Source organism: Pseudomonas sp. S36, from assembly GCF_016647875.1.
Lineage (GTDB): Bacteria > Pseudomonadota > Gammaproteobacteria > Pseudomonadales > Pseudomonadaceae > Aquipseudomonas > Aquipseudomonas parafulva.
Genome location: NZ_JACVVG010000031.1, coordinates 14,448 through 37,086, shown reverse-complemented (window position 1 = coordinate 37,086; position 22,639 = coordinate 14,448). Strand labels below are relative to the sequence as shown.

18 protein-coding genes are annotated in these 22,639 nt (G+C 63.8%); 9 read left to right on the top strand and 9 right to left on the bottom strand.

Going from position 1 to position 22,639, the window contains the following annotated elements:
* Nucleotides 1-8: 8 nt before the first annotated feature.
* The 4 genes from tauD to tauA are packed head-to-tail and all read right to left on the bottom strand — an operon-like array spanning nucleotide 9 to nucleotide 3,502.
* Nucleotides 9-842 (bottom strand): taurine dioxygenase, encoded by an 834-nt coding sequence (gene tauD / locus IAE36_RS17055; protein ID WP_201213607.1) that lies wholly within the window; start codon nucleotides 840-842, stop codon nucleotides 9-11.
* 37 nt (nucleotides 843-879) lie between these two features.
* Nucleotides 880-1,719: a taurine ABC transporter permease TauC gene (gene tauC / locus IAE36_RS17050; RefSeq protein ID WP_201213605.1), complete on the bottom strand. Its 840-nt coding sequence runs from the start codon at nucleotides 1,717-1,719 to the stop codon at nucleotides 880-882.
* On the bottom strand, nucleotides 1,716-2,504 hold the full coding sequence (gene tauB, locus IAE36_RS17045; RefSeq protein WP_201213603.1) for a taurine ABC transporter ATP-binding subunit: 789 nt from the start codon (nucleotides 2,502-2,504) through the stop codon (nucleotides 1,716-1,718). The genes tauC and tauB overlap by 4 nt, the downstream gene beginning before the upstream one ends.
* A 26-nt stretch (nucleotides 2,505-2,530) precedes the next feature.
* Nucleotides 2,531-3,502, bottom strand: coding sequence for a taurine ABC transporter substrate-binding protein (tauA, locus tag IAE36_RS17040; RefSeq protein WP_201213601.1), 972 nt, complete (start codon nucleotides 3,500-3,502; stop codon nucleotides 2,531-2,533).
* A gap of 424 nt (nucleotides 3,503-3,926) precedes the next feature.
* On the opposite strand from tauA, the gene IAE36_RS17035 reads away from it, so the two are divergent.
* From IAE36_RS17035 to IAE36_RS17000, 8 genes are all read left to right on the top strand, one after another.
* Nucleotides 3,927-5,261: an OprD family porin gene (locus IAE36_RS17035; protein ID WP_201213599.1), complete on the top strand. Its 1,335-nt coding sequence runs from the start codon at nucleotides 3,927-3,929 to the stop codon at nucleotides 5,259-5,261.
* Between the two features lie 165 nt (nucleotides 5,262-5,426).
* Nucleotides 5,427-6,065 carry a peroxiredoxin gene (locus tag IAE36_RS17030; protein WP_028635364.1) on the top strand — a complete coding sequence of 213 codons (639 nt, stop codon included), beginning with the start codon at nucleotides 5,427-5,429 and terminating at the stop codon, nucleotides 6,063-6,065.
* Nucleotides 6,066-6,272: 207 nt separating this feature from the next.
* Nucleotides 6,273-6,866 carry an NADPH-dependent FMN reductase gene (gene ssuE, locus IAE36_RS17025; protein ID WP_201213597.1) on the top strand — a complete coding sequence of 198 codons (594 nt, stop codon included), beginning with the start codon at nucleotides 6,273-6,275 and terminating at the stop codon, nucleotides 6,864-6,866.
* An 82-nt stretch (nucleotides 6,867-6,948) separates the two neighbouring features.
* Nucleotides 6,949-7,914, top strand: a complete 966-nt coding sequence (locus tag IAE36_RS17020; protein WP_201213595.1) for a sulfonate ABC transporter substrate-binding protein — start codon at nucleotides 6,949-6,951, stop codon at nucleotides 7,912-7,914.
* Nucleotides 7,915-7,973: 59 nt separating this feature from the next.
* A complete protein-coding gene (gene ssuD / locus IAE36_RS17015) occupies nucleotides 7,974-9,122 on the top strand; it encodes an FMNH2-dependent alkanesulfonate monooxygenase (RefSeq protein WP_028635361.1) in 1,149 nt (382 codons plus the stop codon).
* Between the two features lie 9 nt (nucleotides 9,123-9,131).
* A complete protein-coding gene (ssuC, locus tag IAE36_RS17010) occupies nucleotides 9,132-9,929 on the top strand; it encodes an aliphatic sulfonate ABC transporter permease SsuC (RefSeq protein ID WP_201163836.1) in 798 nt (265 codons plus the stop codon).
* Nucleotides 9,926-10,738, top strand: a complete 813-nt coding sequence (ssuB, locus tag IAE36_RS17005) for an aliphatic sulfonates ABC transporter ATP-binding protein (RefSeq protein ID WP_028635359.1) — start codon at nucleotides 9,926-9,928, stop codon at nucleotides 10,736-10,738. Before ssuC ends, ssuB begins: the two co-directional genes overlap by 4 nt.
* A gap of 31 nt (nucleotides 10,739-10,769) precedes the next feature.
* Nucleotides 10,770-10,985 (top strand): TOBE domain-containing protein, encoded by a 216-nt coding sequence (locus IAE36_RS17000; protein ID WP_003255829.1) that lies wholly within the window; start codon nucleotides 10,770-10,772, stop codon nucleotides 10,983-10,985.
* Nucleotides 10,986-11,033: 48 nt separating this feature from the next.
* Here the strand turns inward: IAE36_RS17000 and IAE36_RS16995 are convergent, their stop codons facing one another.
* The 5 genes from IAE36_RS16995 to IAE36_RS16975 form a co-directional block, all read right to left on the bottom strand.
* Entirely contained in the window at nucleotides 11,034-16,517 is a 5,484-nt protein-coding gene (locus IAE36_RS16995; protein ID WP_201213593.1) for a hypothetical protein, read from the bottom strand.
* A gap of 81 nt (nucleotides 16,518-16,598) precedes the next feature.
* Nucleotides 16,599-17,234: a TetR/AcrR family transcriptional regulator gene (locus IAE36_RS16990; RefSeq protein ID WP_201213591.1), complete on the bottom strand. Its 636-nt coding sequence runs from the start codon at nucleotides 17,232-17,234 to the stop codon at nucleotides 16,599-16,601.
* On the bottom strand, nucleotides 17,234-18,811 hold the full coding sequence (gshA, locus tag IAE36_RS16985; protein ID WP_201163832.1) for a glutamate--cysteine ligase: 1,578 nt from the start codon (nucleotides 18,809-18,811) through the stop codon (nucleotides 17,234-17,236). Before gshA ends, IAE36_RS16990 begins: the two co-directional genes overlap by 1 nt.
* Nucleotides 18,812-18,965: 154 nt before the next feature.
* Nucleotides 18,966-19,349 (bottom strand): PaaI family thioesterase, encoded by a 384-nt coding sequence (locus IAE36_RS16980; RefSeq protein WP_060482956.1) that lies wholly within the window; start codon nucleotides 19,347-19,349, stop codon nucleotides 18,966-18,968.
* The gene (locus tag IAE36_RS16975) at nucleotides 19,349-21,679 is read right to left on the bottom strand and encodes a Tex family protein (RefSeq protein WP_201213590.1); all 2,331 of its coding nucleotides are present in this window, start codon (nucleotides 21,677-21,679) and stop codon (nucleotides 19,349-19,351) included. The genes IAE36_RS16980 and IAE36_RS16975 overlap by 1 nt, the downstream gene beginning before the upstream one ends.
* 215 nt (nucleotides 21,680-21,894) lie before the next feature.
* Between IAE36_RS16975 and ompR the strand changes: the two genes are divergently transcribed.
* The gene (gene ompR / locus IAE36_RS16970) at nucleotides 21,895-22,635 is read left to right on the top strand and encodes an osmolarity response regulator transcription factor OmpR (protein WP_028635354.1); all 741 of its coding nucleotides are present in this window, start codon (nucleotides 21,895-21,897) and stop codon (nucleotides 22,633-22,635) included.
* Nucleotides 22,636-22,639 lie beyond the last annotated feature (4 nt).

The following is a 22,639-nucleotide window of genomic DNA, read 5'->3' as shown; positions in this document are numbered from 1 at the left end:
TGCCCCGATCAGAAGGGTGCATCCCCCAAAATGGTGGCCCGATGCATCACCCGCCGGTTTGGCCGGTAATCGTCCACGGCAAAGTGCTGGGTCACGCGGTTGTCCCAGAATGCCACGTCGTTCTCCTGCCAGCGCCAGCGAATGCTGAATTCCGGCCGCGTGGCATGGGCGAACAACAGCCGCAACAGGGCATCGCTTTCCAGTTCGCTCAGCTCGTTGATACGCGTGGTAAACCCCTCGTTGACGAACAACGCCTTGCGCCCGCTTACCGGGTGGGTACGCACCACTGGGTGCGACAGCGGCGGGTTGTTGCGCCGCGTGGCCTCCCAGCGCGCCAGGTCTTCTGGCGTGGTCCCAAAACGCTCCAGCGGGAACGACTTGGTGAAGTCGTGGGTGGCCGTAAGCCCCTCCAGCATCGCCCGCAGCGGCGCCGACAAACCCTCCAGCGCCGCAATGCCGCTGGCCCACAAGGTATCGCCACCGTAGGCCGGCAGCTGCTTGGCACTGAGCACGGCGCCTAGTGCCGGGGTCGGCAAAAAGGTCACGTCGGTGTGCCACACCGCATTGTCCCGCACATCGGTTACGGCGGTATCCAGCACCAGCACCTGCGGTGTCTGCGGCACATTGGGGTAGATCGGGTGAATGTGCAGTTCACCGAACAGCGCGGCAAAGCGTGCCTGCTGCTGCGGGTTGATGGGCTGGTCGCGCAGGAACAACACCTGGTGCTGGAGCAGCGCCTGCTCGATGGCATCGCGGTCCTGGGCGGTGATGTCGCGGCTGATGTCCACGCCACTGATCTGTGCGCCCAGTGCCGGGCTGAGGGGGGTAATGGTCAGGCTCATGTCGGTCTCTCAATCAGGCGCCAGGGTGCCGGCGTGGTCAGTGGGCTTGCCCGTGCCAAGGCACCAGCTTGCGTTGCAGGGCGCGCAGGCTCATTTCCAGCGCGAAGGCGATGAGCGCGATCAGCAGGATGCCCAGTACCACCACATCTGTGACCAGAAACTGCGCGGCAGACTGCACCATGAAGCCCAGGCCGCTGGTGGCGGCGATCAGCTCGGCGGCCACCAGGGTGGACCAGCCCACGCCCAGGCCGATGCGGATGCCGGTGAGGATGTCGGGCAGCGCGCTGGGCAGGATCACGTGACGAACCAGCTGGGCCTTGCTGGCACCCAACGACTGCGCGGCACGTAACCTGGCCGGGTCGACGGTGCGTACGCCGGTGGCGGTGGCGATGGCGATCGGTGCAAAAATGGCCAGGTAGATCAGCAGTACTTTCGAGGCTTCACCGATGCCGCACCAGATCACGATCAGTGGCAGGTAGGCCAGCGGCGGGATGGGCCGGTAGAACTCGATGAGTGGGTCGAGGATGCCCCGCGCCACGCGGTTGTAGCCGATGGCAATGCCCACCGGGATGGCTGTCAGGGTGGCAGCCAGCAGCGCGAAGCCGATACGCCCGAGGCTGGCGGCCAGGTGCTGCCACAGGCTGGCGTCCATGTAGCCCTGGGTCAGCAGGCTCCAGGCCCGGTTCAGAATATCCGCCGGCGAGGGCAGAAACAGCGGCTCTACCCAACCAGCAGCGGTTACCAGCCACCAGGCCAGCAGCAGGCTGCCCAGTGTCAGGGCGCTGATCCAGCGGGTGGGCAGGGGGCGGCGTGCACGCAGGGCGGGCTGCGCCGACGCGTCGTGTTCGCCGTCTGCCAGCAGGTCCAGGATGTTCATGCGTGCTCCTTCAGGGCCTGGCGCTGGGAAAACACCCGCGCCAGCACGTGTTCGCGGGTTTCGATGAAGGCCGGGTCAGACTTGATGGCACGGGCGGATTCGCCGGCTGCATAGCGCTGGCCAAAGTCCAGCTGCAGGCGCTCGACCACCCGCCCCGGGTTGGGCGCCAGCAGTATCAGGTCGCTGGCCAGGAAGACGGCTTCTTCGATGTCGTGGGTAATCAGGAACACGGGTTTGGCAGTGCGTTGCCACACTTGCAGCAACAGCTCCTGCATCTGCTCGCGGGTGAAGGCATCCAGGGCGCCGAACGGCTCGTCCATCAGCAGCACCCGTGGGTCGGCTGCCAGTGCCCTGGCCAGGCCAACCCGCTGTTTCTGGCCGCCGGAGAGCTGCCATATGCTGCGCTCGGCAAAGCCGTGCAGGTCCACCAACGCCAGCATCTCCCGTGCCTTGGCTTGCCGCTGCGCACGCGGCACACCAGCCAGCTCCAGGCCGAAGGCAACATTGGCCAGCACGTTCTGCCAGGGCAGCAGGGCGTCGTCCTGGAACACCACGCCGCGTTCCGCTCCGGGCCCTGCGACCGGCACACCGTCGAGGGTGATGCGGCCGCTACTGGGGCTGACGAAGCCGGCGATCAGGTTCAGCAGCGACGTCTTGCCGCTGCCGGAGGGCCCAAGGGCCACCAGCAGTTGGCGCGGCCCGAGGCTGAGGTTGATGTCGGCCAGTACGGGGGCGGTGGTGCCGGGGTACTGTGCACTGATGTGCTCCAGTTCGAGCAAGGCCATGGCAGGCTCCGTGGTTATCTACGGGTTCAGTTGGGCAAGTACTGGGCGCTGACGTAGGGCGCGTAGTCCGGCAGTACGGCGTCGACCTTGCCCTGCTGCTTGAGGAAGGTGGCCGTGTCGGTCAGCGCCTGGGTGGTCGGGGCGCCCAGCGCCTTGGCCTGGTCAGCGGCCAGGGGGTAGACGTTGCCTTGTAGCAGTACCGGGATGTCGCTGGGCTTGGCACCCGACAGCTTGGCCAGCTTGGCCACGTTGTCGGGGTTGGCCAGCCAGGTTTTGGGGTCGTGGCGGTAGGCGGCGTAGGCATCCAGCGTGACCTTGGCGAAGGCCTTGACCACTTCAGGGTGTTGGGTGGCGTAGTCCTTGCGCACGATCCAGGCGTCGAAGGTCGGGGCGCCTTGCTTGGCCAGCTCGCCAGAGGTGATCAGCACCTTGCCGGTTTCCTTGGCCACACCCAGGGCAGGGTCCCACACATAGGTGGCATCGATATCGCCACGCTTCCAGGCGGCAATGATGGCCGGTGGTGCCAGGTTGAGGATCTGCACCTTGGCAGGGTCGATGTTCCAGCCTTTCAGCGCTGCCAGCAGGCTGTAATGCCCCGTGGAAACAAACGGCACCGCCACCTTCTTGCCTATCAGGTCTTGCGGGGTCTTGATGTTGTCGCGGGCGACCAGGGCTTCACCGGCGCCGATCTGCGTGGCGATCAGGAACGTCTCGATGGGCAGCTTGCGCGTGGCGGCCGCTGCCAACGGGCTTGAGCCCAGGTAGCCGATCTGTACGTCGCCGCTGGCCACCGCAGTGATCACATCGGCCCCGTTATCGAATTTGCGCCAGTCAATGCTGGCCTTGCTGGCTTTTTCGTAGTCGCCGTCAACCTGGGCCACTTTGGCGGGGTCGACAGTGGTCTGATAGGCGATGGTCAGGTCGGCTGCCTGTGCCAGCCAGCTGGCGCCGGCAAGGGTCAGGGCGGTAAGCAGGCGCAGTGGAGTATGCGGATTCATTGGGCGTTCTCGTCGGCAAGGAGGCAGTGATGAGAAGGCTAAATGATCTAAGAAAGACGAAATAAATAACTTTTAGGCATTAGCTTAGGCGGTTGGTGCAGCCGGGTGATCTTTTTCAGCAAATGCGCGCCAACCGCCTGGAAATAACCTATGGTTATTCCCCTGGCGTGACCTACAACAAAACGCAGTAAAGGTTCACACCATATTCCGTAAAAATCTTAAGGTTTCACAAAACAGTCATTTTGGATTTATAGGATTGTCATTATCCTGTAGCCCAGGTGGCGCCTTAGACCAAAGTCGCGAAATGTTTAGAAACGATTGACTAAATGGTCACGCTTTGGGACTAAATCGCCAATCCACGGTGAGCAGGGCACAGACCCCGCCGCCAGCGATACACAAAAATTAGAACGTAGAGGAGCAAAACATGTACAAGTCCAGCCTGGCCATCGCCGTGGCACTGGGGGTTATCGCCCAACAAGCAGGCGCTGCCGGTTTCGTAGACGACAGCAAACTGTCGCTCAGCTCGCGCACCATGTACTTCAACAACGACAACCGTGACGGTGGCGCAGACAACCGTGAGTCGGGTCAGGGCTTCAAGCTCGACTACCTGTCCGGTTTCACCGAGGGTACCGTTGGCTTCGGTGTAGACGTACAGGCCCTGTGGGGTATCCACCTGGACGGTGGCCGCGGCAAGCACCCTGACAACAGCAGCTTCTTCCCTAGCGACTCCGACGGCTCTTCTGCCAGCCAGTGGGCGCGCGTAGGCGGTAACGCCAAGGCACGCTTCTCCAAGACCGAGGTTCACTACGGTAGCGCCCTGGCGCCAAACCTGCCGATCCTGGTGTCCAACGATGGCCGTCTGCTGCCGCAGACCTTCGAGGGTGGCACCATCCAGTCGAAGGAAATCGACAACCTCACCATCAACGCAGGCCAGCTGACCCACGCCATGGGCCGTGCTTCGAGCAACCGTACCGGCCTGTCGGTCAACGGCGCCTTCCGTGACAGCAACAAGTTCCGCTACGGCGGCCTGGACTACAAGCTCACGCCAGACCTGACCCTGCAGTACTACTACTCGAACCTGGAAGACTTCTACAAGCAGCACTTCCTGGGTGCTACCCACGTCTTCAAGATCGCTGACGACCAGTCCTTCAAGACCGACCTGCGCTATTTCAACAGCAGCAGCGACGGCCGCAACGGCGATTCGGGCTACACCTTCAACAACAACGGCGGCTTTGCCAAGAACCCGGGCGAAGTCGACAACAAGACCTGGTCCGCGATGTTCACCTACACCTTGGGTGGCCACTCGCTCATGGTCGGTCACCAGCGCGTCAACGACGACGGTGGCTTCGTATGGCTGAACCAGGGCAGCGTGCGCAAGGACGGCTCGCGCTCCTCGCTGGAAGGCGCCGGCGGTGCAAGCTTCTACCTGTTCACCGACAGCATGATCAACCAGTTCGCCAAGGCGGGTGAAAACACCACCTTCGGTCAGTACTCGTATGACTTCGCGCGCCTGGGCGTACCGGGCCTGAAGGCGTCGGTCTCGTACCTCAAGGGTGAAGACGGCAAGAACGCCAACGGCAACGGCACCTTCAGCGAATGGGAACGTGACGCTCGCGTCGACTACGTGATCCAGGAAGGCACCTTCAAGGGCCTGGGCGCCAGCCTGCGTCACGGCGTATACCGTGGCACCGGCACCAGCTCGCTGGCTGACCAGGACCAGACCCGTCTGATCTTCAACTACACTTACAACTTCCTGTAAGCCGTAGCGCCAGTAGAAAGCCTCGCCGTGTGCGAGGCTTTTTTGTACCTGCAATTCAATAGGCTAAAAAATTATAAATAAATCATTATTTATTCTTTTTATTTTTATTCGAATGCAGGCACATTGAACCCATACCCCACGGCGCCAGCACAGGAGTTGCAGCCCATGAGCCTCAAACTCGGCGATATCGCCCCCGATTTCGAACAGGATTCCAGCGAAGGCAAAATCCAATTTCACCAGTGGCTGGGCAACAGCTGGGGTGTGCTGTTCTCCCACCCCGCCGACTTCACCCCGGTGTGCACCACCGAGCTGGGGCTGACCGCCAAGCTGAAGGACGAATTCGCCAAGCGTGGGGTCAAGGCCATTGCCCTGTCGGTAGACCCGGTGGACTCACACCACCGCTGGATCGACGACATCAACGAAACCCAGAACACCGTGGTCAATTTCCCGATCATCGCTGACGCCGACCGCAAGGTGTCCGACCTGTACGACCTGATCCACCCGAACGCCAGCGATACCCTCACGGTGCGTTCGCTGTTCGTGATCGACCCGAACAAAAAGGTGCGCCTGACCATTACCTACCCGGCCAGCACCGGGCGCAACTTCAACGAGATTCTGCGGGTGATCGACTCGCTGCAACTCACCGACACCCACAAGGTGGCCACGCCAGGGAACTGGCAGGACGGCGATGATGTGGTGATCGTGCCCTCGCTCAAGGACGAGGAAGAAATCAAGCAGCGGTTCCCCAAAGGGTACCGCGCCGTGAAACCGTACCTACGGTTGACCCCCCAGCCCAATCGTTAGTGGATTCGTTGTTGCATCGCGCTTAGCCAAGCAGGGTTTCAGGCCGTTTCGACGGCCTTTTTTTATGCCTGAAGGAATTTGCCCGCCCGCAGAGGAGCCGCCTGCATTGATAAGATTAAAAAGGAATAAACAAATAAATAAATATGATTTATAGATATATAAAGAAGCTGTTACTGTCGTTTCAACAGAACACAAGGAAGCCTTCCAATGCTGGTCGTCTCAATCGGTGGTAGCCCCAGTACCCGTTCACGCTCCGGCGTGCTGCTCGAGCGCTCGCGCCAGTGGCTGCAGGGCCAGGGCGTGGAAGTGGTGAGCTTCCATGTACGTGACTTCCCCGCAGAAGACCTGCTGCATGCGCGCTTTGACAGCCCGCAGGTGCAGCACTTCCAACAGCTGGTGGCCCAGGCCGACGGCCTGATCGTGGCTACCCCGGTGTACAAGGCATCGTTTGCCGGGGCCCTCAAGACACTGCTCGACCTGTTGCCTGAGCGTGCGCTGGAACACAAGATCGTGTTGCCCATCGCCACGGGCGGCAGCATCGCCCACATGCTGGCCGTGGACTACGCATTGAAACCGGTGCTGTCAGCACTCAAGGCGCAAGAGACCCTGCAAGGGATCTTCGCCGACGACAGCCAGATAGCCTACGGCGAAGGCAACAAGCCCGCCGTGCTGGCACCGGCACTGGAAGGCCGCCTGCTGGACTCGCTGGAAACCTTCCATGTGGCGCTGGCCCGCCGGCCGCGCCCCGTGGCGCCCGGCGTACTCAATGAACGCCTGATCAGCGCTCGCTGGAGCATCTGACCGGCTACACCGCTTTACCACCTTACTCGCCCGTCAACGAGGCAAGCAGGTGCAACCCGAACCCATCGCACAGGAGAGCGCCATGCGCACAGTCTTCTTGCGTCGCGGTCTGGTCGCCCTGTTTGCGGCGGCTGTGTCCTTCGGCGCCATTACCCAAGCCCAGGCCGAAAGCCTGCGCATCGGCTATCAGAAATACGGCACCCTGGTGCTGCTCAAGGCCAAAGGCACGCTGGAAAAGCGCCTGGCCGATCAGGGCATTCAGGTGCAGTGGACAGAATTCCCCGGCGGCCCCCAGCTGCTTGAAGGGCTGAACGTCGGTTCGGTCGACTTTGGGGTTACCGGCGAAACCCCGCCAGTGTTTGCCCAGGCAGCAGGTGCCGATTTGCTGTACGTGGCCTACGAGCCCCCTGCGCCGCACAGCGAAGCCATTCTGGTGCCCAAGGGCTCGTCGATTCAGTCCGTAAAAGAACTCAAGGGCAAGAAAGTCGCGCTCAACAAAGGCTCCAACGTGCATTACCTGCTGGTTCGCGCCCTGGAAGATGCCGGCCTCAAGTACACCGACATTCAGCCTGTGTACCTGCCACCCGCTGATGCCCGTGCCGCGTTCGAGCGCGGCAGTGTCGACGCCTGGGTGATCTGGGACCCGTACCAGGCTGCCGCCGAGCAGCAACTGCAAGCCCGTACGCTGCGTGACGGCAAGGGGTTGGTCGACAACCACCAGTTCTACCTGGCCACCCGCAAGTACGCCACCGCGCACCCGGCGGTGATCAACGCCCTGATCGAAGAGGTGCGTGCGGTGGGCGAGTGGTCACAGGCCAACCCGCAGCAGGTTACCGATCAGGTGGCACCGCTGCTCGGCTTGCCCGCCGATATCACCCTTACCTCGGTCAAGCGCCAAGGCTACGGTGCAGCGCCGCTGACGCCGGCCGTGGTGGCTGCGCAGCAAAAGATCGCTGACACCTTCCAGGGGCTCAAGCTGATACCCAAGCCGCTGAGCATCAAGGACGTGATCTGGACGCCCCCGGCCAAGGTCGCCACCGCGCCTTGATCCCTTCGCCTGCGCCGGGGCGCTGCCTCGGCTGAGTCACCCTTCAGGAGACAACTCCAATGAGCCTCAATATTTTCTGGTTTTTGCCCACCCACGGTGACGGCAAGTACCTGGGTACCTCCGATGGTGCCCGTGCGGTTGACCACGGTTACCTGCAACAGATTGCCCAGGCGGCAGACCGCCTTGGTTTTGGCGGTGTACTGATCCCTACCGGGCGGTCCTGCGAGGATTCCTGGCTGGTGGCGGCATCGTTGATTCCAGTCACCCAACGGCTGAAGTTTCTGGTGGCCCTGCGCCCCGGCATCATCTCGCCCACCGTGGCAGCCCGCCAGGCTGCCACCCTCGACCGGCTGTCCAACGGCCGCGCCCTTTTCAACCTGGTGACCGGCGGCGACCCGGACGAACTGGCCGGTGATGGCCTGCATCTCAACCATCAGGAGCGGTACGAGGCGTCCGTGGAGTTCACCCGCATCTGGCGCAAGGTGCTGGAAGGCGAGGTGGTGGACTACGACGGCAAGCACATCCAGGTAAAGGGCGCCAAGCTGCTCTACCCGCCCATCCAGCAGCCGCGCCCACCGCTGTACTTCGGCGGCTCGTCCGAAGCTGCCCAGGACCTGGCGGCGGAGCAGGTGGAGCTGTACCTGACCTGGGGTGAGCCACCCAGCGCCGTTGCCGAGAAAATCGCCCAGGTGCGCGCCAAGGCGGCCGAGCAGGGCCGTGAGGTGCGCTTTGGCATCCGCCTGCACGTGATCGTGCGGGAAACCAACGCAGAAGCCTGGGCCGCAGCCGAAAAGCTTATTTCCCACCTGGATGACGACACCATCGCCCGCGCCCAGGCCTCGCTGGCCCGCTTCGACTCCGTGGGGCAGCAGCGCATGGCCGCACTGCACAACGGCAGCCGCGACAAGCTGGAGGTCAGCCCCAACCTGTGGGCGGGCGTTGGCCTGGTACGCGGCGGGGCCGGCACAGCGCTGGTGGGCGACGGCCCGACCGTAGCGGCGCGGGTCAAGGAATATGCAGCCTTGGGCATCGACACCTTCATCTTCTCTGGCTACCCGCACCTGGAAGAGTCTTATCGAGTGGCCGAACTGCTGTTCCCGCACCTGGACGTGCAACGCCCCGAACAGGCCACGGCAGGCGGTTACGTCAGCCCCTTCGGCGAGATGGTGGCCAACGACATCCTGCCTAAATCCGTCGCGCAGAGCTGAGGGGCCGTCATGAGCCGTGCAACTTCCAACACCCTGACCCAGCGCCTGGCACCATGGGCGCTGCCGGTGCTGCTGCTGGCCGCCTGGCAGCTGGCCGTCAGTGCAGGCTGGCTGTCTACCCGCATATTGCCTGCGCCCAGTGCCGTGCTCAGTGCTGGCGTAGAGCTGGTGCGCAGCGGGGAAATCTGGACCCACCTGGCAATCAGCGGCTGGCGCGCCGGGCTGGGCTTCGTCATCGGTGGCAGCATCGGGCTGGTGCTGGGCTTCATCACCGGCCTGTCAAACTGGGGCGAACGCCTGCTCGACAGCTCGGTGCAGATGATCCGCAACGTGCCGCACCTGGCGCTGATACCACTGGTCATCCTGTGGTTCGGTATCGATGAATCGGCCAAGATTTTCCTGGTGGCGCTGGGCACGCTGTTCCCTATCTACCTGAACACTTACCACGGTATCCGCAACGTCGACCCGGCGCTGGTCGAAATGGCCCGCAGCTATGGTTTGTCTGGGTTCAGCCTGTTCCGCCAGGTGATTCTGCCGGGCGCACTGCCTTCGATTCTGGTGGGCGTGCGCTTTGCCCTGGGCTTCATGTGGCTGACCCTGATCGTTGCCGAAACCATTTCGGCCAATGCCGGCATCGGCTACCTGGCCATGAACGCCCGTGAGTTCCTGCAAACCGATGTGGTGGTGCTGGCCATCGTCCTCTACGCCGTGCTCGGCAAGCTTGCCGACCTGGCCGCCCGTGGCCTGGAGCGTGTGTGGCTGCGCTGGCACCCGGCTTACCAGGTGGCAAGGAAGGAGGCCGCATGACCATTCTTAACGACTCGCCACAACGCCTGCTGCGGGGTATCCCGCTGGCTTCCAGCGGCCTGCGCAAGGCGTTTGGCCCGCGCGAAGTCTTGAAGGGCATCGACCTGCACATCCCGGCCGGCCAGTTTGTCGCCATCGTCGGGCGCAGCGGCTGCGGTAAAAGCACGCTGCTGCGTTTGCTGGCTGGGCTCGACCAGCCCACTGCCGGGCAGCTGCTGGCCGGCGCCGCACCGCTGGAAGAGGCCCGCGAGGAAACCCGCTTGATGTTCCAGGACGCCCGCCTGTTGCCGTGGAAAAAGGTCATCGACAACGTTGGCCTGGGCCTGAAGGGCGACTGGCAGCCCCGCGCCCTGCAGGCACTGGAGGCGGTGGGCCTGGCCGACCGCGCCCATGAATGGCCTGCGGCGTTGTCCGGTGGGCAGAAGCAGCGCGTGGCCCTGGCCCGTGCGCTTATTCACCAGCCGCGCCTGCTGCTGCTCGATGAGCCGCTCGGCGCGCTGGATGCCCTGACCCGCATCGAGATGCAGCAACTGATCGAGCGCCTGTGGCGCCAGCATGGCTTCACGGTGCTGCTGGTGACACATGACGTAAGCGAGGCAGTCGCCGTGGCCGACCGGGTGATTCTGATCGAAGAAGGCGAGGTGGGCCTGGACCTTACCGTCGACCTGCCACGGCCCCGTGCGCGTGGCTCCCATCGCCTGGCCGCGCTGGAAAGCGAGGTCTTGCAACGTGTTCTGTCAGCGCCGGGCACAGCCCCCGAACCTGACCCTGTAGCCCCTTTGCCCACGCAACTGCGCTGGGCGCTCTGAACCCACTGAAGCCCATAGAAGGAATTACCCCATGACCATCAAAGCCATCAACGTTCGTAACCAGTTCAAAGGTACTGTGAAAGAAATCCTGGAAGGCCCGGTACTGTCGGAAATCGACGTGCAGACTGCCTCGGGTATCGTCACTTCGGTGATTACCACCCGCTCGGTGCGTGAGCTGGAACTGCAGGTTGGCAGCGAAGTGATCGCCTTCGTGAAATCCACCGAAGTGTCCATCGCCAAGCTGTAAGCCAAACGGCACCCGGGCTGTCAGGCAGCCCGGGTGATGCGGCATTTGTCAGCCAGCCGGGCGCAGGCTGCCGAACAGTTTGTTGGCCTGGGCCTCAGTCATGGCCGCGCGCCAGGCCCCTTCCCCCAGGTCCCGTTCGCTGGCCAGTTTCAGGTGGCCTGCTTCCAGGCGGGTGAAGCCGCTTGCCGGTTTGTGTCGGAAGTGAAAGTGCGCATACCACAGCGGCTGCCCGCTGGTGCGGTCCACTATGCGGTATTCCTCCAGGTATTCCACCGGGTTGCCTTTGCGGTCCCGTTTCGGGTTCAGCGTGCGCGACCAGCCAAGCTCCACCTCCTGCTGTTCCACCAGGTACTCCAGGTAAGCCACTGTCGGCTTGCTGCTTGCCTTGCTCTGGGCTATGCGCAGTTGCCGGCCCAGTGCATGCATCTCTGCTGCGGCGGTGTCCAGCTGCTGGGTCAGCGCCAGGTGGCTGGCGTTGAACGCAGTACCCGCCTTGCGCCGGATGCTCTCGCCCAGAAATCGCAGCTGCTGGGCGTGGCCTTCGGCGATGTCTTCCAGGTCTACCGGGAGGGTTTGCGGTTTCTGGTACTGGTGCAGCCTGGCCCGTTGCTGATCGATGGCATTCAGGCGGGCGCTGGCGGTTTCAAGCAGCGAGGGTAGGGGTTGCGTGGGCATCCAGGGCTCTTCAGCTACCTGTTGCCATGGGCCTGTCTCGCTTTTGACGTAAACAGTGTGGGCCTGTTCGGAATTGGGCTGGTTGATGCGCATGCGCGTCTGGCCGCGCTCGACGAACGCGTTACCGATCAAGGGGCCTTCCACCGTCTCGAACAAGCGTGGGCGGCTCGCGCCCCGCGGGGGTTGGTCGGTAGAAGGGCGGGGCAAGCTGGCCTTGGCGAGGTTGACGTCGATCTCGTCGATCATTTCCCGCATGAGGTGGCGAAACGACGAGGTTTCTGCAGGCGCCAGCAAGTCCGTGAAGTTGTCTTCCCAGGCAGTCAGGTGGTTCAGGTAGCGCCCGTAGCGGTTTCTGGCGTGGCTGAGGAACGTGCGCTCCTGGGCCCGGGTGAGGCGCGCTTGCGGCAGCTGTACCTGGCTGTACAGGGTGCTGCGCAGGGCCACCCCCTGTTCATGGAAGTGGGTCATGAAGGCGCCCATGCGCGGGTGCTCCACCGCGCTTGCCTTGAACAGGATCATCGACAGGATCGACGCCCTGACCACGCGGGTGTTGGTCAGGTCCAGCACCAGGCCGGTCTGCTGCACGCGGGCCATGTAGGTGCTCAGAGCATTACCTTGCAAGGTGGTGCGCCGTACCTGATGGCTGGCGGCCAGGCGCTCCGCCTCCATCAGCGTCAGCACCATCTCCTTGCTTGCCGCCAGTGAATTCTGGGTCAGGCGCTTGGCGACCGAGGTGTGTGTGGTAGACCCAGGCAGTGCCTGAATGGCGCTGAACGCCAGCTTGACCTGCTGGGTGGCGAGGGTGAAGCGGTCCGACACCAGGTGCATGTCCAGCACCGCCATCTCAAGAATGTTTTCTTCGCACAGGGCCTTGAAGCGTACGTAGTCTGCCCGAGCCAGCGTGGCACGTTGCTCCCGCAGGCGCGCCACGGCCCGCTCGTTGAACGCCACGTTGCCCTGGAGTTCTTCGGCCAGTTGCGTGCGTGCATTGATGTAGGCAGCCCGTTGCCCCTCGGTGGGCTGCCTGCCTTCGCCCACAGCCTCCACCGCCGCACGGTAGGCCGCCTGCTTCTGCGCCAGGCGGGGCCGGCTGCGGATGAGCTCGTCATTGATGTCGTGGGCCAGTTCCAGGCCGGTAAGGCGCCGGGGCTGGGCGCGCATCGCCATGCGCCAGTAGGCGACGCCACGGTTGTACAGCGAGGTAAGTGCACCGCCGCCCCCGCGCAGGCCGCTGTCCACCAATAGGCCACTGAGGCGGCCAGGCGTTTCCCAGACCCCTTGCTCGCTGAGCCGCACAGGCTGACGATAGCTGCGTATGCCCTGGGGTTTAAGCCTCCAGGTCAGGTGAGCAGCATCCCATTCGACTGCGTACCAGGCTGTGTTGCGGGTGATGTAGGTTTGCTGGGTCGCCGTGTGCTCGAATACCCCGGCGCCCTGGGGAAGGCTGCAACGCACCATCGGGCCGCTGGGCACGTCGGTTTCGTAGCCGCTGAAGGCACCGAGGGGTGGGAGGGGTGTTCCGCTCACCGGGCGCAGGGGTTGCAGGCGCTGACGTTGCTGGGCCAGAAGCCGCGCCGTGATGGCAGGCTTGCCAGTGGCCACAACCAGCGGAGCCATGGTCAGCACTGCGTCGCTGATCGACTGCAGCAGGCTGACGAGGTGCGTCAGGCCGTCTTCCAGGTTGCCTTGTTCGAAAGCGGTGACCGCAGCAGTAGCCGCCTGCCAGCCGTCGTAGAGCGCAAGGCCGGTACCCGCGCCGGGCAATATACCGAGTACCAGCCGCAGCCCCATGAAAAAGTAACGGTCAAAAACCTGTGGCGCAGCGAGGGCCAGGTCAGCCTGGCTGCGAGAGGTGGCGCGATGATGGCGTATAAGCGCCCCCATGCCCTGGCGGGACTCGTAGGTTGGCAGGCTCGGCGCAAGCGCGATGCCCACGCCGATGAAACCGTTGAAGCCTGCCTGCAGCGCGGCATTGATGTACTGCTCATGCTCATCCGGGTTGCCGGTCAAGGTCTGCTCGGCCAGGTAGCGGGCCATGGCGCTGTCCAAGGCCATGGTCTGCAGCGCTTTGCATGCCGCACTGCTGTCTGGGTACTGGCTGATGGCCTTGCCGTTGGGAGCCTCCGGCATGTAGAGCAGCACCGGGCCTGCCGTGCCTTGCACCAGCGCAATCCCAGCCAGGCCGACACTGCTGCTCGAGCCATCGCCCGCCACACCTGGCTTCAACTCCAGCGAGTGGTAGGCGAGGGTTCTGTCTGTGCCTATAGTCACCTGTTCGCTGTAGAACGTTTCGAGCATGCGCTGGCCGCTGGCATCCAGGCTGGCGGGGCGACTTAGCAGCAGGAGCTTCAGGCGATGCTCGTATGGGGCACGCAGGGTTTCCTGGCGCCAGGCCACCTGCCAGGGCGTTTCATGTTCGAAGCCCAGATAGGCTTGGGCGATGTGTGTTTCGAAGCGGCCAGCGGCATCCAGTTCGGTAATCAGCACGGCAATGCGCGCTGGCGTAAGCCGTTGTGCCAGATAAGGGTTCGCAGGCTCGAACTTTACCGTGGCATTGCCCAGGCGCAGGCGGCGCTGTTCATCCAGCGCCACCATGATGAAGGCTTCGAGTGGCACATCACTGCGCGCCGTGCTGAACACGGGTACGTCCCGCGCCCCCGCACCACCGGCGGCCGATTGGCCGGTCACCTCTTTGTTCATGGTGACACTGTCAGCGATGTCGAGGGTGATCTGCCCGGCATCCTGCACACCGAATGCAGTGCGCAAATGGTCCCTCAGCAGTTGGCGGGTAAATTGATCGCGTGGTGGCAGGCTCGACGTGAGCAGGCCGGTAGCGGTGCGCAGTGACGCTTGCAGTGTTTCGATCTGGGCAGCCACTGCGGCGATCTGCTGGGCATCGAGGTGGCTCAACCGAGGCAGGTTGTGCTGAAAGTGGCTGCTGCGGTTTTTCTCGGCGAACCGTGCAAAGGCGGTCAACCTGGCGCGATGTTCACTGATGCACAGCCGCTGACGCGCCTGTTCGCGTGAAGTGTCAGCGGGCAGGGAGGCAGCGATGGCGTCAACGCATTGCAGCATGAAGTGCCCATCGACGGGCGGATGCTCGAATGCGAAGGTGGGCGCGTTGCTCAGCCTAGAGTGCAGCGGCACGCCATCGCTGGCGTGGGCGGCCTCCAGCAGCGCATCGGGCCATGCGCCGTCCAGGGTAGCCAGCAGGCTGCGTTCAAGTGCCGGTTCGTCAGCGAACGCCAGCAGCCCGCCACGTTGGCCTGGGCGGTACAGCAGCAGCGTTGGGTCCTGCTCCAGGGCGGGCTCAGCGGGCAGTTCACGCACCGTGATATAACCGCTCAATACCCAGCGCTGGCCGGCGCTGATCACTGCCAGCGCACGCACCTGTACCGGTCTTTGCAGGCTTGGCTCCGGCCTGTTGACAAGGTGTTCCACCCAGCCAAGGTGGGCAGCCGTCAGCTCGCCCAGCGTGTGTTGCAGCCGTGCTTCGGCCAGCAGCGCCTGGCATAGCCCCTCTGCAATCTGCATGCGCCTGGTCTTGTCGCTGGCCTGCTGGTGCAGCACGGCGCTGCTCACGGGCTCAGGCAGGGCGAGCAGGTAGGTGTCCAGCGTAGTTTTCACCAGGTCCTGTGCCGCCTGTTGTTCGCGCAGCTGTGTCACTTTGGCCGAGGTCGGCGCGGTGTCGCCTGCCAGGTATCCCTCCAGCAGCGCCTCCTGCTGTTCGACACGCTGCTGCCGCCAACTGATGGGCAGGTGTTCCTCAAGGCAGGCGAAATGCACCTCTTGCGTGGCCATGGCGGCGTCGTCGGCGCATACCTGGGCGATCCGTGCCGCCAGGTCCTGGGGCAAAGCCTCTGCCACGATGGCGTTTCGCTGGTTCTCCCAGGCTTGCAGGGCTGTCCAGTCCAGTGGGGCCGTGGCACTGGTTTGGCACGACTGCAGCAGGTGATGGTCGATAAGGCCCTGGTGCTGCGCCAGGGTTTCTGCCATCAGTGCGCTGAAACCTTCGCCGTGCAGCGGCGTTATGAGTACATCGTCGCTGCTGCCCAGGGTGATGGGCCACCGCGGGTCCGGCCAGAAGGTGTGGCGGTTCTCGAATACCCAGGTACGCAGGCGCTTCAGGTCGCTGAACAGCACAGTGCTGGTTGTGAGCCCTGGCATGTACAGCAGCCAGCCGGTTGCTTCGGGTTCAGGCTCTACAACCATCGCCGCAACACTGCTCAGCGTTGGCGCGCCAGCGGGTTGCCATTGCAGTTGAGCGAAGCGTGGGTTGGCTTGCCTTGCAGTGAGCCAGGCACTGGTTGCCAGGTTTCCCAGCCCGTAGGCAATGTCCAGGCTGTGCTCGAAATGCTCGCGCAGCAGGGTGCTTGCATGGCTTTGCCGTGAAACGGCAGTACCCGGCATGCGGGCAGCCCAGTAACTGCGGGTGGCCCGCAGCCTGGCGGTGTTTGCCAGCGGCCCCAGGTGGCGTAACCAGTCGGCGGCGGTCATCCGGGCGTGATCACTGCCTTCTGCAAAGCCCCACGTTGTCCAGCTGGCAAACGGGTTGGTGAACGTCGGGTTCGCCAGCAGGCGGGCTGCGAATGAAAGCAAGGTGGTCTGGTTGGCGCCATCACACAGCCCGCAGTGGGTTGGGTCTATCCCCAATTCAGCCTGCAGTGTGTCGAGCAAGGTCTGGCGCAGGCTGGGCGCCTGACCGAACAGGTCTCGCAGCTGCTTGGTGCAGGCGGCCAGGGCCGGCTGTGCAGCGGTGAGCACGTTGCTTTTGCCGGCCAGGTGTTCGGGTACGGCGTTCAGGGCCGAGGCGGGGAGCGTCTTGATGAGGCCCGGCTGGGCGGAGGAGGTGGGCATGGGCGATGGTCCCTATGGGGTGGCATGTGGTGCACCCATTGAAAGCATCGCGACGGTTCAGCCGGTGGTAGATGTATGTGCTCAGCTCGCCTTGCGCGGTGGCAGGAACGGCGGGAGGTAGAGGGACATGTAGGCTTCGAACACACGCATGCCTTCTTCGGCCATGCGTGGGGTGATCTGGTCGTACAACTGCATCGACCGGGCATACACCCGGTCGCTCAGCTCCATGGCCAGGGCGAACACCTCTACATCGTCTGGCAGGCTCGGCAACTGGAAGTGCCGGTCGAACAGGCGGTGCATCAGTTCGCCCAGCTCCATGTCGTGCTGACGGTCGGCCTGTACTACTTCACTGAGCCCATGCTGGGCCAGAATCAACTGACGGGCCGCGGCGTCCTGGTGGTAGATGCCCAGCATGCGCTGTTCGATCAGCCGCGACAGCTGGTGCCAGGTGGTGAATGCGCTGCTGTCGATGGGCGCACTCAGGGCTTCACGGAATGCCCGGTGCACATCGGCGGTAAGCGCTTCGAGCAATGCCGGCACGCTGGCGAAGAAGTGGTACACCGACGAAGGCGGAATCTGCGCACGTTCCGCCACGCTGTAGATCGAGAGTGCAGCAACCCCTTCGCCTGCCAGTAGCTCGCGCGCAGCAGCCAGGATCGCGTCGATCCGGGCCTGGCTGCTGGCGCGGGGCCTGCGTGGGGTGCTGCTGCGGCTCATCAGTTGCTGATCGCCAGGATGCTCGCCTGGTAAGCGCCCACGAACAGGTCGAAGTCACCCACCTCTTGCTGCTCAAGGCGGGACTGCTCTGCCAGCGAGTCGCGGGCCAGGGTTTCGAACGCCTGCTGGCGCTCGACCGGTAGCGGCTGCTCGCGCAGGGTTTCGGCGTGGATGCGGCTTTGCCGCAAGGAAAACGCCACGAAGCTTTCGTCATGCTCGGTCATGCGGGCAAGCACTTGGGCAGACGGCGTGAGGGCCGGGTCTTCGACCTTGGCTTGCTGGGCGTCAAGGGCCTTGGCATGGTCGTCGCCACCGTGCGCCTGGTCCAGCAGGTCGGCCAGTGGGCGAATCTGCCCGATCAGTTCGCTGGCCCAGGTAGCCAGGCTGACCGGCTGGCCATTGTGCTGCAGTTCCAGCCCTGGGCGACGGCCTTCCTTGACCACTTTCAGGAAGTTGCTGGTGCACTGGGTGCATTCGCTGTTGCCCAGCTGCGGGCTGTCATCCAGCGCGCAGAACAGCAGGAAGGCGTCGAGGAAGCGTGCTTCGCTGATGTCGATGCCCACCGGCAGGAACGGGTTGATGTCCAGGCAGCGTACTTCCACGTACTGCACGCCACGCGAAGCCAGCGCCTGGATCGGGCGCTCGCCGGTATAGGTGACGCGTTTTGGGCGAATGTTCGAGTAGTACTCGTTCTCGATCTGCAGAATATTGGTGTTCAACTGCACCCACTCGCCGTCCACGTGGGTACCGACTTCCACATACGGTGGGTAGGGGGTGCCCACTGCCTTGCGCAGGCTGTCGGTGTAGCTGGCCAGGTTGTTGTAGCAAGGCGTGAGGCCCGCCTGGGCATTGCTCTGGTAACCCAGGTCGCTCATGCGCAGGCTGGTGGCGTAGGGCAGGTACAGGGTATCGGCATCCAGTTCTTCGAGCTGGTGCGGGCGGCCGCGCAAGAAGCCTTTGTCCAGGGCCGGGGAGGCGCCGAACAGGTACATCAGCAGCCAGCTGTAACGGCGGAAATTGCGGATCAGCGCGATGTAGGCCGACGACTGATAGTCGCGCTCGCTTTCACTGCTGCCTTCGGCATCGCGCAACAGCGGCCACAGCGCCTCGGGCAGCGAGAAGTTGTAGTGGATACCGGCAATGCACTGCATGGTGCGCCCGTAGCGCAGGGCCAGGCCCTTGCGGTACACGTGCTTGAGCCTGCCGATGTTGGAGGTGCCGTATTCGGCGATCGGGATGTCTTCCTCGGCCGGCAGCGAGCACGGCATCGACGGGCTCCACAAGTACTCTTCGCCCAGTTTGCTGTAGACGAAGCGGTGGGTTTGCTCGAGGTTTTCCAGGACTTCGGCGGGGTCGGGCAGTGCGGGGGTGATGAACTCCAGCAACGACTCGGAATAATCGGTGGTGATCCGCTCGTTGGTGAGGGCCGAGCCCAGCGCCTCCGGGTGCGGGGTCTGGGCCAGGCGACCTTGGTCGGTCACGCGCAGGCATTCGCGCTCAATACCGTGCAGGCACTGCTTGAGCAGGGGAAGATTTGCGCCGAGCAGGCTCAGGCGGCGGTTGAGGAGTTCGCTCAAGATGTATTCCTTCACGCGTCAGTCGCCCCAATATGGGGGTAGAGATAACGGTCTACAAGGGTAGGAAGAAAGGAACTGGCGTTGTCGCCTGGTTTACACGGCCCCAGCAGTGCCAGCGCACTGCTGGAAAATACCGCAGATACTGCTTTGTGAGCTAGATGACGACGAAGGTTCCTTGCGCCTTCGCCACCCGCTTGTCGCCCTGGACTACGTCGGCGTCGACCACCAGGGTGCGCCGCCCGGCGTGCAGCACACGGGCGATGCAGAGCACCTCGCCTTCGCTGACGGCGCGCAGGTAGTTGATCTTGCACTCCAGGGTGACGCTCTGCTGGTCAAAGCCATGGCTGGCCGAGCAGGCCAGGCCCATGGCGATGTCCACCAGGCTGAAAATCGCCCCGCCATGCAGCTTCTGGCCACGGTTGCGCAAGTGTGGCTCCAGCGCCAGGGCTACTTCGGCAACACCCGCTTCCAGGTGTTGCAGGCGGCAGCCCAGCAGCTGGCTGAAGGCGCTTTCGACGTACTCGCGCGGGACGTCCATCACTTCTTCTTCAACTGCTTGGCGTTGGCGAACAGCGCCGCCATGGCGTTGTTGGCCGGGGCAGCGGTTGCCGTTTCGCGCTGGCGCGGGGCCTGCTGCTGGCGGTTGCCGCCATTGCCACGGTTGCCGCCGTTGCCTCGGCCACCTTCAACCTTTTCGCCCGGGGTGTCGCCCATGCGCATGGACAGGCCGACGCGTTTGCGCGGGATATCCACCTCCATGACCTTGACCTTGACCACGTCGCCCGCCTTGACCGCCTCGCGAGGGTCTTTGACGAACTTTTCCGACAGTGCCGAAATATGTACCAGGCCATCCTGGTGCACGCCGATGTCAACGAACGCGCCGAAGTTGGTGACGTTGGTCACAACGCCTTCCAGGATCATGCCCGGCTCCAGGTCCTTGAGGTCTTCGACGCCATCCTGGAAGGTGGCGGTCTTGAACTCGGGGCGCGGGTCGCGGCCGGGTTTGTCGAGCTCTTGCAGAATGTCGGTGACGGTCGGCAGGCCGAAGGTTTCGTCGGTGAACTTCTTCGGGTCCAGGCGCTTGAGGAAGCTGCTGTCACCGATCAGCGAGCGGATGTCACGGTCGGTGCCGGCGGCGATGCGCTGCACCAGCGGGTAGGCCTCCGGGTGCACGGCAGAAGCGTCCAGTGGGTTGTCGCCGTTCATGACGCGCAGGAAGCCTGCGGCCTGTTCGAAGGTTTTCTCACCCAGGCGGCTGACCTTTTTCAGCGCCGCGCGGGTCGCGAATGGGCCGTTGGCATCACGGTGGGCAACGATGTTTTGCGCCAGTGTGGCGTTCAGGCCGGAAATACGCGTCAGCAGGGCCACCGAAGCGGTATTCACATCCACGCCCACGGCGTTCACGCAGTCCTCGACCACGGCGTCCAGACCACGGGCCAGCTTGATTTGGGACACATCGTGCTGGTACTGGCCGACACCGATGGATTTTGGGTCGATTTTGACCAGTTCGGCCAACGGGTCCTGCAGGCGGCGGGCGATGGAGACAGCGCCACGGATCGACACGTCCAGGTCCGGGAATTCCCGCGCGGCCAGTTCCGACGCCGAGTACACCGAAGCACCGGCCTCGGACACCATCACCTTGGTGATCTTCAGTGCCGGGTACTGCTTGACCAGGTCGGCCACCAGCTTGTCGCTCTCGCGGCTGGCGGTGCCGTTGCCGATCGCGACCAGCTCCACCGAGTGCTTGGCGCACAGGGCGGCCATGACAGACAGGGTGCGGTCCCAGTCGTTCTTCGGCGCGTGCGGGTAGACGGTGGCGTAGTCCAGCAGCTTGCCGGTGGCATCCACCACGGCCAGCTTGCAGCCGGTGCGCAGGCCCGGGTCGAAGCCCAGGGTGGCGCGTGGGCCGGCTGGTGCGGCCAGCAGCAGGTCGTGCAGGTTGTGGGCGAAGACATTGATGGCCTCGCCTTCGGCGTTATCGCGCAGTTCGCCGAACAGGTCGGTTTCCAGGTGGGTGTACAGCTTGACCTTCCAGGTCCAGCGCACCACCTCGCCCAGCCACTTGTCTGCCGGGCGGCTGCGGTTCTCGATACCCACGTGTTCGCCAATCATCAGCTCGCACGGGTGCAGGGTGCCTGGCAGTTCTTCGCCAACCTTGAGCGAGGCGCTGAGCACGCCTTCGTTGCGGCCGCGGAAGATGGCCAGGGCACGGTGCGAGGGGGCGTTGCGCAGCAGTTCGTCATGGGCGAAGTAGTCGCGGAACTTGGCGCCTTCCTCTTCCTTGCCGGGTACTACGCGGGCCGTGAGTACGGCCTCGTGCTTGAGGAAGCTGCGCAGCTTGTCGAGCAGCGCGGCGTCTTCGGCAAAACGCTCCATGAGGATGTACTTGGCGCCTTCCAGCGCAGCCTTGGTGTCGGCCACACCCTTGTCGGCACTGACAAAACGGGCGGCCTGGTCTTCCGGCACCAGCGTCGGGTCGTTGAACAGGCTGTCGGCCAGCTCGCCCAGGCCGGCTTCCAGGGCGATCTGGCCCTTGGTGCGGCGCTTCTGCTTGTACGGCAGGTACAGGTCTTCAAGGCGGGTCTTGGTGTCGGCCAGCTTGATCTCGCGGGCCAGCTCCGGGGTCAGCTTGCCCTGCTCCTCGATGCTGCCAAGAATGCTGGCACGGCGCTCGTCGAGTTCGCGCAGGTAGCGCAGGCGCTCTTCCAGGTGGCGCAGCTGGGTGTCGTCCAGGCTGCCGGTCACCTCTTTACGGTAACGGGCGATGAAGGGCACGGTAGAGCCTTCGTCCAACAGGCCCACGGCCGCCTCGACCTGCTGGGGGCGCACGCCCAGTTCCTCGGCGATACGGCTGTTGATGCTGTCCATGTAAACCACCTGACATTCTTGAATACGGGTCGCCGGTGGGCTTTTCGCCCGGCGGCGCTGGATGAAAGCGGCGCATTATACCCATCGCAAACGGCTTGCGGTGATGGCCCGCCGCCAGCGGGAACTGGCGCCCGGGGAAAAATCTGCTAACAATGCTCACGGCACGCGCTACAACGGCTACGCCATAATGCGCGGCGATACCAGAGGAGTTATTCATGACCGGCACGCCAAACACCGCTGAAGGTGAAAAGATTCTTATCGTCGATGACGATCCGGGGCTCAGCAGCCTGCTGGAACGTTTCTTCACCAGCAAGGGCTATCGCGCCCGTGCGGTGCCGAACACCGAACAGATGGACCGCCTGCTGCAACGCGAGGTGTTCAACCTGGTGGTGCTCGACCTCATGCTGCCTGGCGAGGATGGCTTGTCCGCCTGCCGGCGCCTGCGCCAGCAGAACAACCAAATCCCCATCATCATGCTCACCGCCAAGGGTGACGAACTCAGCCGCATCAAGGGGCTGGAGCTGGGGGCAGACGATTACCTGGGCAAGCCGTTCAACCCGGACGAGCTGATGGCGCGGGTCAAGGCCGTGCTGCGCCGCCAGGCGCCTACCGTGCCGGGTGCGCCGGGCAGCGAAGACGAGTCGGTCACCTTCGGTGACTACGAGCTGTCGCTGGCCACCCGCGAGCTCAAGCGCGGCAACGAAGTGCACATGCTCACTACCGGCGAATTCGCCGTGCTCAAGGCGCTGGTGATGCACGCCCGCGAGCCGCTGACCCGCGACAAGCTGATGAACCTGGCCCGTGGCCGCGAGTGGGATGCGCTTGAACGTTCCATCGACGTGCAGATCTCGCGCCTGCGCCGCATGATCGAGCCCGACCCGTCCAAGCCCCGTTACATCCAGACGGTCTGGGGCGTGGGCTATGTATTCGTACCGGATGGCAATGCCGGCAAATGATGTC

Bases quoted from the DNA above. Each gene is read 5' to 3' on its own strand.
- tauD (WP_201213607.1), bottom strand. From the start codon at position 842: ATGAGCCTGACCATTACCCCCCTCAGCCCGGCACTGGGCGCACAGATC.
- tauC (WP_201213605.1), bottom strand. From the start codon at position 1,719: ATGAACATCCTGGACCTGCTGGCAGACGGCGAACACGACGCGTCGGCG.
- tauB (WP_201213603.1), bottom strand. From the start codon at position 2,504: ATGGCCTTGCTCGAACTGGAGCACATCAGTGCACAGTACCCCGGCACC.
- tauA (WP_201213601.1), bottom strand. From the start codon at position 3,502: ATGAATCCGCATACTCCACTGCGCCTGCTTACCGCCCTGACCCTTGCC.
- IAE36_RS17035 (WP_201213599.1), top strand. From the start codon at position 3,927: ATGTACAAGTCCAGCCTGGCCATCGCCGTGGCACTGGGGGTTATCGCC.
- IAE36_RS17030 (WP_028635364.1), top strand. From the start codon at position 5,427: ATGAGCCTCAAACTCGGCGATATCGCCCCCGATTTCGAACAGGATTCC.
- ssuE (WP_201213597.1), top strand. From the start codon at position 6,273: ATGCTGGTCGTCTCAATCGGTGGTAGCCCCAGTACCCGTTCACGCTCC.
- IAE36_RS17020 (WP_201213595.1), top strand. From the start codon at position 6,949: ATGCGCACAGTCTTCTTGCGTCGCGGTCTGGTCGCCCTGTTTGCGGCG.
- ssuD (WP_028635361.1), top strand. From the start codon at position 7,974: ATGAGCCTCAATATTTTCTGGTTTTTGCCCACCCACGGTGACGGCAAG.
- ssuC (WP_201163836.1), top strand. From the start codon at position 9,132: ATGAGCCGTGCAACTTCCAACACCCTGACCCAGCGCCTGGCACCATGG.
- ssuB (WP_028635359.1), top strand. From the start codon at position 9,926: ATGACCATTCTTAACGACTCGCCACAACGCCTGCTGCGGGGTATCCCG.
- IAE36_RS17000 (WP_003255829.1), top strand. From the start codon at position 10,770: ATGACCATCAAAGCCATCAACGTTCGTAACCAGTTCAAAGGTACTGTG.
- IAE36_RS16995 (WP_201213593.1), bottom strand. From the start codon at position 16,517: ATGCCCACCTCCTCCGCCCAGCCGGGCCTCATCAAGACGCTCCCCGCC.
- IAE36_RS16990 (WP_201213591.1), bottom strand. From the start codon at position 17,234: ATGAGCCGCAGCAGCACCCCACGCAGGCCCCGCGCCAGCAGCCAGGCC.
- IAE36_RS16980 (WP_060482956.1), bottom strand. From the start codon at position 19,349: ATGGACGTCCCGCGCGAGTACGTCGAAAGCGCCTTCAGCCAGCTGCTG.
- IAE36_RS16975 (WP_201213590.1), bottom strand. From the start codon at position 21,679: ATGGACAGCATCAACAGCCGTATCGCCGAGGAACTGGGCGTGCGCCCC.
- ompR (WP_028635354.1), top strand. From the start codon at position 21,895: ATGACCGGCACGCCAAACACCGCTGAAGGTGAAAAGATTCTTATCGTC.